13 protein-coding genes are annotated in these 15,425 nt (G+C 70.0%); 4 read left to right on the top strand and 9 right to left on the bottom strand.

The window, feature by feature from the left end; all coding sequences use genetic code 11:
• Positions 1-244: 244 nt before the first annotated feature.
• Positions 245-1,555, bottom strand: a complete 1,311-nt coding sequence (locus AMA02S_RS18215; RefSeq protein WP_084265278.1) for an NsdA family TPR-like regulatory protein — start codon at positions 1,553-1,555, stop codon at positions 245-247.
• A 145-nt stretch (positions 1,556-1,700) separates the two neighbouring features.
• On the opposite strand from AMA02S_RS18215, the gene AMA02S_RS18210 reads away from it, so the two are divergent.
• Positions 1,701-2,633: a LysR family transcriptional regulator gene (locus AMA02S_RS18210; protein ID WP_067459916.1), complete on the top strand. Its 933-nt coding sequence runs from the start codon at positions 1,701-1,703 to the stop codon at positions 2,631-2,633.
• Here AMA02S_RS18210 and AMA02S_RS18205 read toward each other — a convergent pair.
• A complete protein-coding gene (locus tag AMA02S_RS18205; RefSeq protein ID WP_067459915.1) occupies positions 2,625-3,575 on the bottom strand; it encodes a LysR family transcriptional regulator in 951 nt (316 codons plus the stop codon). The genes AMA02S_RS18210 and AMA02S_RS18205 overlap by 9 nt on opposite strands.
• Positions 3,576-3,751: 176 nt before the next feature.
• Between AMA02S_RS18205 and AMA02S_RS18200 the strand changes: the two genes are divergently transcribed.
• Positions 3,752-4,321 (top strand): snapalysin family zinc-dependent metalloprotease, encoded by a 570-nt coding sequence (locus tag AMA02S_RS18200; protein ID WP_067459913.1) that lies wholly within the window; start codon positions 3,752-3,754, stop codon positions 4,319-4,321.
• A 138-nt stretch (positions 4,322-4,459) separates the two neighbouring features.
• Positions 4,460-5,449, top strand: coding sequence for a sulfotransferase family protein (locus AMA02S_RS18195; RefSeq protein ID WP_067459910.1), 990 nt, complete (start codon positions 4,460-4,462; stop codon positions 5,447-5,449).
• Positions 5,450-5,483: 34 nt separating this feature from the next.
• Here the strand turns inward: AMA02S_RS18195 and AMA02S_RS18190 are convergent, their stop codons facing one another.
• The 5 genes from AMA02S_RS18190 to AMA02S_RS18170 form a co-directional block, all read right to left on the bottom strand.
• Positions 5,484-6,416, bottom strand: coding sequence for a glycoside hydrolase family protein (locus tag AMA02S_RS18190; RefSeq protein ID WP_067459907.1), 933 nt, complete (start codon positions 6,414-6,416; stop codon positions 5,484-5,486).
• A 61-nt stretch (positions 6,417-6,477) separates the two neighbouring features.
• Positions 6,478-7,149, bottom strand: a complete 672-nt coding sequence (locus tag AMA02S_RS18185; RefSeq protein WP_067459905.1) for a 3-keto-alpha-glucoside-1,2-lyase-like domain-containing protein — start codon at positions 7,147-7,149, stop codon at positions 6,478-6,480.
• A gap of 22 nt (positions 7,150-7,171) precedes the next feature.
• The gene (gene wecB / locus AMA02S_RS18180) at positions 7,172-8,359 is read right to left on the bottom strand and encodes a non-hydrolyzing UDP-N-acetylglucosamine 2-epimerase (protein WP_218005017.1); all 1,188 of its coding nucleotides are present in this window, start codon (positions 8,357-8,359) and stop codon (positions 7,172-7,174) included.
• Positions 8,360-8,451: 92 nt separating this feature from the next.
• Positions 8,452-9,699, bottom strand: a complete 1,248-nt coding sequence (locus AMA02S_RS18175) for a glycosyltransferase family 2 protein (protein ID WP_067459902.1) — start codon at positions 9,697-9,699, stop codon at positions 8,452-8,454.
• On the bottom strand, positions 9,696-9,920 hold the full coding sequence (locus AMA02S_RS18170; protein WP_067459899.1) for a hypothetical protein: 225 nt from the start codon (positions 9,918-9,920) through the stop codon (positions 9,696-9,698). The genes AMA02S_RS18175 and AMA02S_RS18170 overlap by 4 nt, the downstream gene beginning before the upstream one ends.
• A gap of 262 nt (positions 9,921-10,182) precedes the next feature.
• Here AMA02S_RS18170 and AMA02S_RS18165 point away from each other — a divergent pair, with 262 nt between their 5' ends.
• Positions 10,183-12,003, top strand: coding sequence for a DUF2334 domain-containing protein (locus AMA02S_RS18165; RefSeq protein WP_067459896.1), 1,821 nt, complete (start codon positions 10,183-10,185; stop codon positions 12,001-12,003).
• Positions 12,004-12,034: 31 nt separating this feature from the next.
• On the opposite strand, the gene AMA02S_RS18160 is transcribed toward AMA02S_RS18165, so the two are convergent.
• Positions 12,035-13,078, bottom strand: a complete 1,044-nt coding sequence (locus AMA02S_RS18160; protein WP_157430670.1) for a glycoside hydrolase family 113 — start codon at positions 13,076-13,078, stop codon at positions 12,035-12,037.
• A gap of 229 nt (positions 13,079-13,307) precedes the next feature.
• On the bottom strand, positions 13,308-15,299 hold the full coding sequence (locus AMA02S_RS18155) for an acetoacetate--CoA ligase (protein WP_067459890.1): 1,992 nt from the start codon (positions 15,297-15,299) through the stop codon (positions 13,308-13,310).
• Positions 15,300-15,425: the final 126 nt, after the last annotated feature.

Genomic DNA, 15,425 nt, shown 5'->3' with positions numbered 1-15,425 from the left:
AAGTCCGCGACCAGTTGCCGGGAGATACGCCCGATGTGACCGCGCCTCGATGTCGGACTGCCCGTCGACGCCATGGTCACCCTCCCAGGTATTCGGTTATCCCGTCGCATGTTTCGCACCGGCAGTTGACCCGGCGGTTTCGCGAGATACGGGGCTAAACTCACCGAGCCGCGCGGCATTAATCGGCGGAACGCGGTGGGACCGGTTCAACTTTCGAGCGATCTTGACAGGCGGGCGCCTGAATTCAGGGCGCGGAGAGCGCGGTCGTGGCGTTGGCCACCCGAACGGCACGCTGGAGCAGCGCACTCGCCGCGGCGCTGTTGCCGTAGGGGCGGAGGCGAGCACGTAGGTCGGCGAGGAACCCGCGTATCCGTGCGCTCTGGATGGAGGAGTAGTCGTCGAGGAAACGGTGCGCGGTGACCACGGCCTCCTCCAGGAGACCCTGTTCGAGTTCGCACTCGGCTATGCGGGCGAGGGTGATGGCCCGGGACCGCCGTTCGGCCGCCGACCAGCGGGACAATGACTCCCGCAATGCGGCCAGAGCCGCCCGGCGATCGTTGAAATGGTCGTGCACCAGGGCCCTCTGGAAGGCCAGTTCGGCCGGATGGTAGGCGCCCACGGGGCGCGCCGGAGTCTCGGATGCGCGGCCGAGGAGATCCTCGGCCCGATCGAGTTCGAGCATGGCCCGCCGGCGGGAACCGATCGAGGCGAGCGCCACCGCCGTCTGTCCCGACACCGAGGCCCTGGTCAGCATGGTCAGGCGGGGGGAGGCGGCCGCCTCGATCAATTCCAGCGCCGGCCGGAAATGCCCGAGTGCGTGCGCCTGGACGCTCATCGCCCGCAATGCCCAGGCGTGTTCCTCTTGGCGATCGGCCTCCGCGGCGGTGAGCAGCGACGCTCGGTAGAACCGCTGGGCGGGGCCGTGCGCCTGGTCATCGAAGCTCATGAAGCCGCACACATGCGCGAGCCGGCTGCAGACGGCCAGGAGTTCGGGGCGCCGGGGGTCGTCGGCGGGCCGTTGGAACCATGGCCCGCCGACATGTGCCAGGAACGCCGATGCCGAGGCCCGCAGAACCCCGCCACCGTAACTCTGGTCGATCTTCGAGAACAGCAGCACCATGGCGTTGGCCAATTCCAATTCCGATCCATGGCTCCCCGATATCGGTCCGGCGCGGTGTATTCGTCGGGCCCCGTCCTGCCAAACCGGCACCTGGCACGCACCCAACCGGTAGACGCAGACGCGGCGCGCCGCCTGCCGGTCGGCGCCCGCTCCCGCGGCCAGCTCCTTGAGCTGGGCGGGGAGCCCCAGGCTCCAGTACGTGTCCTCCGCATCCTCGAATCCGGTCTCGGCAATGGTCACCGACCTGCCCAGACGCCGGGAGAACGCCTCGGCGATCAAGGCCGGGCCAGGGGGGCGGGGCCGGGTGCTCGAGGTCCACTGGGTGACCGACGCTCGGCCATATCTCAGCCCCAGACCGGCCTCGGCTCCCACGACGTTGACGGCCTGGGCCAGCCGTTCACCGGTCCATCCCGCCTCGGCGAGCAGAGAACGCAATCGATCATTGGACTGCGCGGGGGACATTCCATTCACGTCCGATCCCCGGCCAGTGCACACAAACGGGTTCGCCCGGCTTCAACCTTTCAACCGGCACGGCATCCGTCAATCGATGGCCGGTGTGGAGCCCGCTTAGGCTCTGTCCATGGAACTGGAATTCCGTCACCTCCGGGTGGTCCTCGCTCTGGTGGACACCGGCACCCTCACCGGGGCGGCCGCCCAGCTGGGCATCACGCAGCCGGCGGTGTCGGAGGCCCTGCGCCGGGCCGAGCGGGTCGCGGGGGGTGCCCTGTTCCGGCGGGGAGCCCATGGCGCCTCGCCCACACCGCTGGGAGAACTGGTCGCCGCGCACGCGCGGGGTGTGCTGGACTCGCTGGCCCAGTTGAAGGCCGCCGGGTCGGCGTTACATCTGAGCTGCACCCCCGGCACGCTTCAGCCCCATCTCGTCGTCCTCGCGGAGGAGGCGTTGGGGAGGGCGGTGGACGTGCACGCGGCACCGGAGTCCGCCGCGCCCGTGGAACTCGTCGCGGATGGCCGGGCGCATGCCGTCCTCGTGACGGACTTCCGCGGCCATGAGCACCCCGAACTGCCGGGCGTGCGGCGTACCGCGGTGGCGAACGAGCCGATGTTCGTCGCGGTCGCGGAGGACGGTCCTCTGGGCGACCGCCGTGAGGTGGACCTCGGGGACCTCGCGGGGATCACCTGGGCGGTGACGCCGGTCAGGGACCGGCGCCGGGCCTACCTGCTGGACGTGCTCACCGGAGCCGGGGTGCGGGCGCGGGTGAGCACGGTCGACTTCGCCGCGGCGTTCGGGCTGGTCGAGATGGGCCGGGTGGTGCTGCCCGTCATGCCCGGTGCCAGGCCGCGGGCGGGCATCGCGTTCCTGACGCTCGCGGGCACGCCACTGGTGGTGCGGACCAGCCTGTTCTGGCGGGCGGACGGTCCGCTGCGGCCGGACGACGTGATCCGGTTGCGTGACCGACTGGTGGACGCGCAGCACGCGCTGGTCGAGCGGACCCCGCTCTATCAGGAATGGCTGAAGAGGCACCCGGACTGGCGGACGACGCCATCACGGTGACGCGGAGCCCAGCCAGCCGTGATGACGGTCGAACCAGCCGGGCACCCGGCACTGGCTTCGCGCCGCCCGCCGGTACGCCCGGACGAGTTCGGTGGAGACTCGCTCGGCGTGCGCGCGGGCGGGCGAGGTCGTCAGCAGCACATGCCGGATTCTCAGCGGCGAGCCGCGTATCTCCGCCACCGCGCCCGGCATGCCGCCGCGCCCGAACAGCGCCTGCACCACCGTCACCACGGGATCGCCGCGCCGCACCGTCTGCGCCGCGCTGAGGAGGGCGGGAGTGCGTATCAGCGGCACCCGCAGACCCGCGCTCGCGCAGACGTCTCTGAGGTGCCCGACGAATTCCCCGCCGTCGAACCTGTCCATCAGCCAGACGAATTCCATCAATTGCTGCAATTCCACAAAGCCCTGATGCTCGATCTCGGGCGGGACGGTCACGAACACGGGTTCATGGCCGATCTCGATCAGCTCGATGCCTTCGGGAACGAAGCATGCGCGGCCGGGGTAGTCCACGTGCAACACGAGATCGAGCTCGTCGGCGACCAGGGCGTTGATCGCCTCGGCCCGGCTCTCCACCACGGTCAGATCCACCGGGTGCTCGGGTACCGCGGCGGACGCCGCTTCGCCGAGGAAGGCGGCCAGCACGGTGGGCAGGACTCCGATGCGCAGCTGCGGGCGGTCGCGCAGGGCGCGCATCGCCCGGGACAGGTCGTCCAGGCCGGCGAGCACGGTCCGCGCGTGCTCCAGCACCGCCTCTCCCAGCGGTGTCGGCGCCACCCCGTGTGAGGTGCGGTGGAACAGCGCGCCGCCCACGGCCTCCTCGATCCTGCGCAGCTGGGTCGTCAGCGCGGGCTGGGAGGCCCCCAGCCTGGCCGCGGCCCTGGTGAGGCTGCCGTCCACACTGATCGCCTCGATCATCCTCAGGTGGCGGACCTCCAGCTCCATGAGCCAAGTATGCGCCCAGGACGACGGCAAAAAGTGCCCATCAAAGAATATTATATGGATTTGTCATGTTCACTGGGAGACTTTATCTGGCTACTCTCCATCAGGTCGAGGTCACGAAACATCGACAAATCGGGGGGCCAGCCAGTTCATTACAGCCAACGGGAAAGGAGCCGGAGTTGTTCCGAACCAGATTCATCACCGCAGCGCTCGGTGGCATTGCCGCGCTCGTCCTGGTCGGCGCTCCCAGCGCCACCGCCGCCCCCCAGCGGGCGGCGGTGCAGACCATCTACTACGACGCGAGCCAGGCCGCCGAACTCAGCTCCCAGGTCGACGAGGCGGCCGAGATCTGGAACACCCGCGTCACGAACGTCAAGCTGGTAAAAGGGCAGGCCGGCATCACGGTGACCACCGCCCAGAACGGATCGGCACCGGGAACGGCCAGTTGCGTGGGCTGCACCCGCGGACAGATCTACTTCTACCGGAACCAGATCAAGTCGTCCGGCGCGGCCCCCCTGCGCGTGATCGTGCACGAGTTCGGCCACATCCTCAGCCTTGAGCACCCGCCGGACATCGGGAACTGCGACAAGGTGATGGCGGGCGGGCGCTGCGACAACCCCTACCCCAACGCCGACGAGCGCGCCGCGGTCGACCGTTTCTGGGGTCGCGGCCAGCCCCCCGCCAAGCCCGGCCCGGACCACGCCGACGAGAACGAGGTTCTCCGGGCACCCGCGCTCGCGGGCCGATAACCCGCCGCATCCTCCGGTACGCGGGGCCGGGCCGGGCCGTGGGTCCCCTCGGCCCGGCCCCGTACCATGCCGTTCGCCAGATTCCATACTTATTTGGTAGATTTGATCTACTTAGTACTGGAATGCGTGGGAGCTCGGATGGGATTGCCGGATTTCCTGGTCTGCGGTGCCCCGAAGGCGGGCACCACCGCGTTGCACGCGGCGCTCGCCCTTCACCCATCGCTGTACATGTCACCGGTGAAGGAGCCGAAGTTCTTCCTCACCGACGGGCCGCCGCCGACGCGGGGCGGTCCCGGGGACGTCCAGACCTATCGTGAGCACGTCTGGCGCAGGCCCGACTACGAGGCCCTGTTCGACGACGCTCCGCCCGGCGCGCTCCGCGGCGAATCGACGCCGTTCTACCTGTACGACCGGCAGTCGCAGCAACGCATCCGCGCACTGATCCCCGAGGCCCGGCTCATCACGATCCTGCGCGATCCGGTGGAACGGGCCCACTCCAACTGGACGCATCTCTGGTCGGCCGGGTTGGAGCCGATCAGCGACGTGGTCCGGGCCTGCGCGCAGGAGGAGCGCCGTATCGAGGACGGCTGGGCGGCGTTCTGGCACTACGTCGGGCTCGGCCGATACGGCGAGCAGCTCCAGCACCTGTTCACCCTGTTCCCCCGCGAGCAGGTCCTGGTCTTCCGCTACCGGGACCTGCTGGAACGCCCCGCGGACGCTTTGGACCGCATCTGCTCGTTCCTCGGCGTCGAGACGGGTGTCATCGACGAACTGCCCAAGGAGAACGTCACCGCGCACCCCGACCACACGACGCGCCACCGGATCCTGTCCCGGACGCTGCGGGCCGGTGTGACCGCCGGCGCGTTGCTCCCGGGCAACCTGGCCACCCGGGCGACGGCGCCGCTGGAACGCGCGCTCCAGGAGAACGCACGGCCCCGGCGACCGCTGACCTGGGAGCAGCGTGCCGCGCTCATCCCGCACTTCGCGTCGGACGTGAGGCTGCTGGAGGAGGTCACCGGCGAGCCGTTCGGTGACTGGCTGGAGCCGCGGCCGTCGTCCGGCGGCATGGTGGGCGCCCGGCCCGCGGGCCAGCGCCAGGCCCGCAACGGACGCCGCCGTCCCGCGTGAGCGGCGCCGTCTCCCGTGAGCGTCGACGTCTCGACTAGGCGGAGGGCGCGACCTCGTCGGACGGGTGGAACTCCGTCCGGATCTCGTGGGCTCCGTCCGCCCGTGTCGCCTCGTAGTACAGCCGCCACCCCTCGCCCGGGAGCGGGAGGGCGCACAGGTAGCGCAGCCCCTTGCCGTGGTGCGGCGATTCGGCGACGGGCGCGGTGCCTCGCGCCGCCATCACACCGAATCCCGTCCCGACCGCCAGGCCGGTGCGCTCCTCGTAGTTCTCCGCGGCGGTGGCGCGACCGTCGTAGTAGGCGAAGACACGGCCATGGTGGGGGATGACGGCGGCGATCCGCACGCCGCGGGCGTCCCAGTGCCCGGGCCGCCCGCTCAGCGCGGTGCCGTGCCACGTCCAGTCGAGCCCGTCGGCGCTGGTGGCGTAGTCGGTGACCATCTGGTCGGCCTCGGCGGGAACGGCGAGCGGATGGCAGGACGCCCACAGGTGCCACTTGCCTCCCTGCCGGAGGATCACCGGGTCCTTGACGCCGACGCTCGCACTGCCCGGCAGGACGATCCTGGACTCCGCGTCGATGAGGCCCCGCACGGTGGACGCCTCCAGGATCTCGACCCGCCAATGCTTCGTCCCGGGCGTCGCGCAGCTGACGTACAGCCGCCACCGCCCCTCCTCGGTGCGTAGGAGCGCGGGTCGTTCCAGGGACTCGGCGTCCATCCGGTCCTTCTCGAGCGTCGCTAGCGTCTCGAAGTGCTCCCCGTCGGCGGACGCGGCGATCACGACGGTGTGTCCGCGTCCCTCGCCCAGCGGTCGGCGCAGCCGGTAGGCCAGGTAGGTCACGCCGTCCACGACGCACGCGCTCGGCGCGCCGGCCCAGTGGCCCTCGCCGCCGAGGGGCGGCGGCACGGCCGGGCGGGACCGGTCGAACGAAGGTGCGGGAAAGGGCAGCGCATAATCCCCAGTGGCCATACTCGAATAATAGAGAACATGGCCGGGCCCCGCTTGGGCGGGGCCCGGCCATGTGGGCCGATCAGGGATGGGGACGGACGGAGATGTCGCGGAACTCGACCTCGGCGTCCTCGGTGTAGAGGCCGACGGCCCCCTGGGTGTACGGGCGTTCGGCGTCGGTGAACGCGGTCACCTCCTGGCCGTCCACCTGGACGGTCATGGTGGCGCCGCGGTGAGTGACGCTGATCTTGTACCACCGGCCGACCACGAAGGTCCGCCGGCCGGTGGCCAGGAAGCGCTGGCCTCCACGGTAGGCGGGATCGCGCTTGCCCAGCTCCCAGCCTGTGGGTTTCAGGATGAAGTAGTAGAAGCGGTTCTCGTCGGTGTAGGCCCAGGTGACCCAGGCGGCCTCCCAGGGGTTGGGGGCTCTGTCGCGTAGTTGGGCGATGGTGCGGGCGCGCAGGCGGAACACCATGTTCCCGTGCCGGGCCCGGGAGACGACCAGGCCCGCGTGCGTCTCCCCCGGAGCGGTCGCCGCCTTCGGCCGCAGCGAGATGACCTCGCCGCGGATACCGTTGACGCCGTCGCCGTCGAACACCGCCCGCCACGGGCCGTGGACGGTCCCGTCCCGCCACCGGACGAACCGGTCCCCGCCGCAGCCGGACACGGTGGCCACGGCCGGGAAGGTGAGCAGGACGGCGAGGGCGAGCGCCGGCGACCGCCGGAAGGCCGTGGATCCGGCCGAAGGGGACATGGTTGCCATCATGCGGTGCGGTTCACTCCGATGCGGTGGAGTACACGGTGTCCGGCCGGAGGCAGTCACGGACCATCGCGTCGAGGATCCGGTCCGCCGCCCTGCCGTCTCCGAAGGGATTGACGGCGCGGGCCATCCGATCGCGTTCGTCCGTGTCGTCCAGCAGCCGGGACGCCGCGGCGAAGACCTCGTCGGGGTCGGTCCCGACGAGCCGGGCGACGCCGGCCTCGATTGCCTCGGGCCGTTCGGTGGTGGCGCGCAGGACCAGGACCGGCTTTCCCAGGCTGGGGGCCTCTTCCTGGACGCCGCCGGAATCGGTGAGAACCAGATCGCAGGATGCGAGGGTGGCGGTGAAGTCGGGGTAGCCGAGGGGCTCGCAGATCGTGACACCCGGGTGGTCGGACAGGTCGGGAAGCAGAGACTCGCGCACCGCGGGGCTCTTGTGCAGCGGTAAGAGCACCTCGCAGTCGCCCCGTTCGGCCAGGCGCCGGATGGCCCCCGCGAGCCCGCGCATCCCGTCGCCCTGGTTCTCGCGGCGGTGCAGGGTCACGAGGATCCGCTCTCCGGTGGTGCGGAACGCCGACGTCCCGCTGCCCTGGTGGAGCATCCAGTGGAGGTTGTCGATGACCGTGTTGCCGGTCGTGACGACGTGCGCCCGCGGGATACCCTCGGCGCGCAGGTGGACGGCGGCGCGCTCGGTCGGCGCGAAGTGCCAGCGGGCGATGGGGCCGATCAGCCGGCGGTTCAGCTCCTCGGGGAACGGGTTGTACAGGTTGCCGGTGCGCAGGCCGGCCTCGACGTGGGCGACCGGGATCTGCTCGTAGGAGGCGGCGAGCGCGCCGCACATCGCGGTGGTGGTGTCGCCCTGGACGACCACGACGTCGGGATTCTCGTCGCGCATGGTCGCCTCAAGCGCGGTGACCAGCCGGCCGGTGAGTCCGGCCAGCCGCTGGCGGTCGCGCATCACGGCGAGGTCGGTGTGCGCCTGGACGCCGAGAGCCGTCAGCATCGGTTCCAGCATCTCCCGGTGCTGGCCGCTGCTCACCACGAGCGGCTCGAAGTCCGGTGAGGCGTTCATCGCGCGGACGACGGGGGCGAGCTTGATCGCCTCCGGCCGGGTGCCGAGCACGATCATGGCTCGGATCGGGGGCTCGGTCACGACGTTCCACGACCGGTTCCGGGCAGGGTGATGCAGGGGAAGGACAGTCATGTTCTGCTCCTCGCAGACGCGTGCTGTTCGCGCGGGAGGCCGGGCAGGGCGATGCCGGGCTTCGCACGGGATGGATCGGGGAGAGGGTTCGCCTAGGTTCGTGCGGTCTTGAGCCAGGTATGCCTGCCCGTGAGGACGCGGCCGACGGCCCACCAGCCGGAGACGAACCAGATGTAGCCGTAGATCACGTAGAGGTGACCGAGCAGCAGTGAGTACCGCCGGCTCACCGGCTCACGCTTGCGGTAGACGACCGCGTAGGCGGCGGCGAGGCCGAACGTCATCGCATAGAACCAGGGCAGCCACCACGGCGAGATGAGGCTGTGCCCGGCTCGGATCGAGGCGACGGCGGTGTCGCCGAGCATGAGGGCGAACGAGATCGGCAGTAGCGAGGTGAGCAGAAGCAGGGCCGGACTCGACAGGTGGTAGAGCAGGTCCGCCGCCGGGCGCGGCGCGATCCCGCGCAGGATCAGCGGCGCCAGCCGCGAGGCCTGGATGTGTCCCTGGAACCAGCGGGACCGCTGCCTGAGCAGCCTCCCGAGGGTGAGGACGGCCTGCTGATGGACGGCCGCGGTCCCGCAGTAGGCGTTGGTCCAGCCGGCCGCGATCAGGCGGACGCCGAGGTCGAGGTCCTCGGTGAGGCAGTCGCTCCAGGCCCTGCCGGGCAGTGATCGCAGCGCGCCGAGGCGCATGAACTGGCCGTTGCCGCCCATCCCGACGCTGCCGAGATGGCGGCGCGCGGTCTGGAAGATCTCTCCGTAGACGACGAATTCCATGTCCTGTAGGCGGGCGAGAAGGCGGCTGTGGCGGTTGTACATGCGCACCCCCACCTGCACCGCACCGACTTTTGGATCGTTAAAAAACGGGTCCACTTGTTCCACTGCGTGATGATCTAGTCGCCCATCGGCGTCGATCACACAAATGATCACGTCGTGGGCGTCCTTACCTTCTAGTAAGTTCGATTCGCCCAACCACGCAAGTCCGGCGTTGAGCGCGGCCCCTTTTCCTTTGCGGGCATCCGGAAGTCTGCGCCGGTAGAGGTGGATTCGGCCCGGGGCGGCGGAGGCCGCCGCGGCGACTTTTTGGGCCGTTCCATCGTCGGACGCGTCGTCCATGACGAGGACCAGAAAGTCGGCCAGCGGGAGACCGGTGAGACGCGCCAAACTCTCGCCGATCACCTTTTCCTCGTTCAGGCACGCGAGCATGAAGACGTAGGTTCGCTCCTTCCCCGGCTCTCCCTGGCGCGGCGTGCCGCGCCGGGACAGGACGAACATCCCGCTGTTGTAGGTGACCGCCAGAACGATAATTGCGAGGCTGCCGGCCACGGCCAGCTGGCCGATCATGGCCAGTCCCGGGTGGCGGCGGGCCGCGCGTCCGCCATGGCCCGCATCCTCACGCCGGCGAGAAAAAGACCGAATGCGGCCACGCAGTAGAGGCCGAAACCGATTCCAGTTATCTCCAGAAAAACCCGTGCCACCTGCATGGTCGGCGTCTTGCCCGGTGATGACACGACCCCTGAGAAGACGAGCAAGACACCGATCGTAGATTTCATGTACACCGCCATATACCCCCGGTTCCTCGCATGGCGACGAGTGGATGCCCCTGCGTTTCGCAGCCACCTGCGATCGATGCAGGATCCCGGTCACGTTCGAGACCGGGACTCCCCAAGTGTTTCAAGAGAACGGTACCTCGAAGTAAAGTCTCGTCAAAGTCGAGAAGAGGGAAAGGCTACGGGGCGGCCGGATCGCGCCACGTTCGACGGGGCGCGATATTCCGCTCAGTATGCGATGTTTCTACTCTTCGTAAAGGGACGTGGAGGCAGTTCCATGACCATGAAATGGCTCAGCCGAAAAGCGGTGGCCCTGCTGGCGGTGGTGACGGCGCTGGTCGCGCCCGCAACGGCCGTCCCAGCCGGGGCCGAGATCGGGCACGCGACCGCACCGGGTCACGCCGGCCCGACGGGACGCCACACCGATGAGTTCCCCACCGGGCGCCCGGCGCCCGCACTGAAATTGAAAGATTGGGCGAGGACCCAGCTTGCGTCCGACCGGCGCAGGCAGGAGAATCCCCCGCCGGTCCGGCGGCTCGACGGAGTCAAGATCGCGCCCGCCACGGCGGCGGCCCCCAGCACGGCCGCGGCCACCTCGGCACTCGTGCTCTACGACTCCGCCGGCCCGTACGGGTTCCTCGGCGAGCTGTACGGGATGGCCACGGCGAACCTGGCCGGCCGCTTCGGCACGGTCACGGCCAAGCCCGTCTCGAAGTACACCGCCGGAGAGGTCGAGCGGCACACGGCCACGATCTACATCGGCTCGACCTACTACGGCGGCTCCATCCCCGACGCCGTCCCGGACGCCTTCTACGCCGACGTCGCCGCCACGGCGAGACCCGTCGTGTGGATGAACAACAACATCTGGACCCTGGCCAACAAGATCGGCGTTGCCGCCTTCACCGCCAAGTACGGATGGAACCCCACCCAGTCGTACTTCGTGCCCGTCGGCACCGTGACTCGGGTCGACTACAAGAACCAGCCACTGACCCGCACCGTCCCCTCCGGAGGCGACGGCGGCATCCTGCGCCCCGCCATCACCAACCCGTCGGCGGTGACCACCCTCGCGGTGGCGCAGGACACGAGCACCTCGCCGGCGACGCCCTTTCCGTGGGCGCTCAGGTCCGCGAACCTGACCTACCTCGGTGAGATCCCGTACGCCTACATCAAGGAGACCGACCGGATCATCGCCTGGCACGACCTGCTGTTCGACGTCCTCGCGCCGAGCACGCCCACCCGGCACCGCGCCGTGCTGCGGCTGGAGGACATCAGCCCGGCCAGCGACCCGAACCAGCTGATGGCCGTCGCCCGGTACCTGGCCACCCAGCGCATCCCCTACGCGTTCCAGGTCATCCCCGTCTACACCGACCCCCAGGGCGTCTACAACAACGGCGTCCCGCAGACGATCACGCTGGCACAGAGACCACAGGTCGTCAGCGCCCTGAAGTACATGGCCGCCAACGGTGGCCGGATCGTGGCGCACGGCTACACCCACCAGTACAACAGCGTCAAGAACCCCTACTCGGGGACGACGGGCGACGACTTCGAGTTCTTCCGGGCGCACATCGACGAGAGCAACTACGTCATCCTCGACGGGCCGGTCGCGGAGGACTCCGCCACCTGGGCGGCCACCAGGATCAACACGGGAAAGGCCGCCTACGCTCCGGTCGGCCTGCCCACGCCCACGATCTGGACGACCCCGCACTACGCGGCCTCCGCTGTCGACTACGGTGCCGTCAAGTCCGCCTACGCGGCGCGGCTGGAACGCAGCCTGTACTTCTCAGGCCAGCTGTCCGGCGGTCCCGTCGACGGGCGCCGGTACATCGGCCAGTTCCTTCCCTACCCGGTCCGCGACATCGGCGGCGCCACCGTCCTGCCGGAGAACCTCGGCAACTACGAGCCCGAGGCACAGGACAACAACCTGCCGCGGTCGCCCGCCGACATCGTCCGCGCGGCCCAGTACAACCTCGCGGTGCGTGACGGCTTCGCGAGCACGTTCTACCACCCGTACTACGGAACCGGCCCGCTCACCCAGATCGTGAGCGGCATCCGTGGTCTCGGCTACACCTTCGTCGACCCAGCCACCCTGATCCCGTAGGAGCGACGGATCCTCCGGCGCCCCGAGTCATTCAGGGTCGCCACCAGCGCCGGAGGATCCGCTCCGCGGGCTTGCCGTGCGGCGAGTACGAGAGGCTCCGCGGGGTCTCGGCGGCGTCAGGCCAGTCGTCCCACATCCACCAGTGGACGCCCGCCCACCACGACTGGTCGGCGCAACTCGCGAGGAGGGCCTCATAGGCCGCGGCCTGCTCCGCCGCCCCGTCGGCCTTACTGATCTCCCAGGCGTACGGTTCCGTCGTTGATCCCTGCTGGCTCACGTACCCCGCCTCCGTGAACAGCACCGGACGCCCCCGGCTCGCCGAGAAGCGACCGACCCGCCGCAAGATCGGCGTCCACGCGCGCCGCAACGCGGCGACATCGGTGGTGGGCCGGCCCGCCAGCGGCCAGTAGGCGTCGATCCCGATCAGGTCCAGCGCGTCCCAGAACGCCACATGCTCGTACTCGTCGTAGTTCGCGGCGTAGACGAGCGTCCCGTGGAACCTCGCCCGCACCGCCTTGACGATGGCCAGCCAAGGAGCCCGGTCGCCCGAGAGCCCGGCGAGTTCGGTCCCGACGGCCAGCTCGTCCGCACCGGTCTCCCGGGCCAGGTCGGCGTAGTGCACGATGAAGCGCGTGTAGGCGTCGTACCAGCGGCGCGGATCCCGCGGCCGGATATCGGCCCGGTCCTGATCACCGGGCAGGTCCACGTGCGGTTTCACCAGGACCCGCAGCCCCGCCCGCCGTGCCAGGCCGACGATGTGCCGCAGGCCCGCGTCGTCGGCCGTTTGGGCGGTGCGGTGCATCTCGCCGTCCCGCGGCGAATCCTGATACCAGGTCGGGTTGAGCTGAATCCAACTCGCGCCCGCGGCGGCGATCGACGCGACGTAGGCGCCCGCCCGCGGACCGGTGTAGTCGTCAGAATTCCAGGACGGCAGGGCGATCCCCTGCTGCCGTGCGTCCGGCGCAGCCGAGCGGCGCGGTAAACGCTCCGGCACCCCACCGTCCGACACCGCACCGTCCGACACCGAGCACGATGTGGCCGCACACAGGGCGACGAGCAGCGCCGTGGCGCGCACGCCGCGATTGTGGGCCCAGGGCCCGTTCGCCTTCATCACTCGCCCCATTCCAGCCGAAGCGGCCGTGCAACGCGAGTGGGCGGCCCACCTTGGCCCGGTCCACCCTGACCGGAATTCGCCAACGGCCGCACAGACGGGAGCGTCCGCGACCGGAAACCGTCAGTCCATATGGACGCCATAGGCACGCGCCACCCCGTCCGACCCCGTGGCCTACGGCGGTCCCGGCGGTTCAGATGCGCGGGCGCTCTTCGGTGTTCGCCGCGGGATCGGTGCTGCGCCGGCGGGCGTGAGCGACGAAGGCGGCCAGGGAACGGGGGTCGGTGACGGTGTCGGGGCCGACCACCTGTTCGGCGGGTGCGCCGAGCAGGATGCGTTTGACGGGGACTTCGAGCTTCTTGCCGGTCAGCGTGCGGGGGATGGCGGGGACGGCGACGATGACGTCCGGGACGTGGCGCGGGGACAGCGCGTCCCGCAGGTCCTGGGCGAGTCTCTTACGCAAGGTGTTGTCGAGTCCCTGTGGGGCGACGACGAACAGCAGTAATTCGCCGATGCCGTCGTGGGGATCGTCGAGGTGGACGACGAGGCTGTCGTGTATCTCGGGGAGGTTCTCGGTGATGGCGTAGAACTCGGCGGTGCCGAGCCGGATGCCGCCGCGGTTGAGGGTGGCGTCGGATCGTCCGGTGACGACGCAGTGACCTTGGGGGGCGAAGCGGACCCAGTCGCCGTGTCGCCATACGCCCGGGTAGTGCTGGAAGTAGGCCGCCCGGTACTGCGAGCCGTCCCGGTCGTCCCAGAACCCGACGGGCATGGACGGCATGGGCTCGGTGATGACCAGCTCACCGAGCTCGCCGACGACCGGCTCGCCCCGCGGGTCGTAGGCGTGCGCGGCCACGCCCAGGCAGGGGCCGGAGATCTGGCCGGCCCGCACTGGTTGCATGGGGCCGCCCTGGAGGAGTCCGCTGCACACGTCGGTGCCGCCGCTGCCGACGTTGAGCAGGACCCGGTCGCCCAACTGTCGGACCGCCCAGCGAGACCCTTCGGCCGACAGCGGACTGCCGGCGACGCTGAGTTGCCGCAACGCCGACAGGTCGAAGTCGCGCGCCGGGTGGAGGTCGTGCCGGCGGCTGGCGGTGATGTAGCCGGGGCTGACGCCCATCAGGGTGGCGCGGGTCTGGGCGGCCAGCCGCCACTGCGCGTCCGGGTCGGGGTGCATGGGGTTGCCGTCGATCATCACGATCGAGGCGCGCAGCAACAGCGCCGACACCTGGGCGTTCCAGAGCATCCAGGCAGTGGAGGTGAACCACAGCATCCGGTCCCCGGGGTGCAGGTCCCAGCTCAGCGCGTGGTTCTTGAGGTGCTCGATCAGGATGCCGCCGTGGCCGTGGACGATCGCCTTGGGCGGTCCGGTGGTGCCGGAGGAGAACAGCACGAACAGCGGATGGTCGAACGGGACGGGCTCGAATCCCGGTTCCGGGGGGTGGGTGAGCAGGTCGGGCCAGCCGAGCGTGCCGGGCGGCCCGTCATCGCCGCCGTAGGGGATGTGGATGGTGTGCCGGACGGTCGGTAGTGCGGCGCGGATCACCGCGGCCTGTGCGCGGCGGTCGATGTCGCGGTCGCCGTAGCGGTATCCGGTGATGGTGAGCAGGACGGCGGGCCGGAGCTGGGCGAAGCGGTCGATGACGGCACGGGGGCCGAACTCGGGGGCGCAGCTCGCCCAGATCGCGCCCAGGCTCGCGGTGGCGAGGAAGGCGACGAGTGTTTCGGGAATGTTGGGCAGGTAGGCCACGACCCGGTCGCCTCGCCGTACGCCCAGCCGCCGCAGTGCGGCCCTGACTCGGGCGACCCGGTCACCGAGCTCGCCGAAGGTCAGTTCGATGGGCGGGCGGGTCTGGGAGTGCGCGATCACCGCCGTCCGGTCCCGGTCTTCGAACAGGCCGGTGGCATGCTCGGCGTAGTTGAGGGTGGAGCCGGGGAACCAGGTCGCTCCGGGCATCGCGTGTCGGCCCACCACCGCTCGGGGCGGGGTGTGTGCGCGGATGTCGAAGAACGACCAGATGGAGGACCAGAAGCCGTCCAGGTCCTGGACCGACCATCGCCACAGCTGGTGGTAGTCGCCGAAGACCAGACCTCGTTCGCTCTCCAGCCACCGCAGGTAGCCGCCGAGCCGGCTGTTCGCCAACGTCTGAGGATCGGGGGTGCTGAGGATCTCGGCCTCGTTCACGGCGCCACCTTCGCCGCCCGATTCCTCGGGAACGCCACGTCTTCGTGCTCGTCCATCGCGACTACCCGCGGGTGGGCGCGGCCAGGCTGTCCGAGATCGGGCGGAAGGGCGGCGCGCGATGCCGGG

This window comes from Actinomadura macra NBRC 14102, assembly GCF_001552215.1.
Classification (GTDB): domain Bacteria; phylum Actinomycetota; class Actinomycetes; order Streptosporangiales; family Streptosporangiaceae; genus Spirillospora; species Spirillospora macra.
The sequence above is the reverse complement of the archived record's forward strand: the minus strand, read 5'-3'. Positions and strand labels throughout refer to the sequence as shown.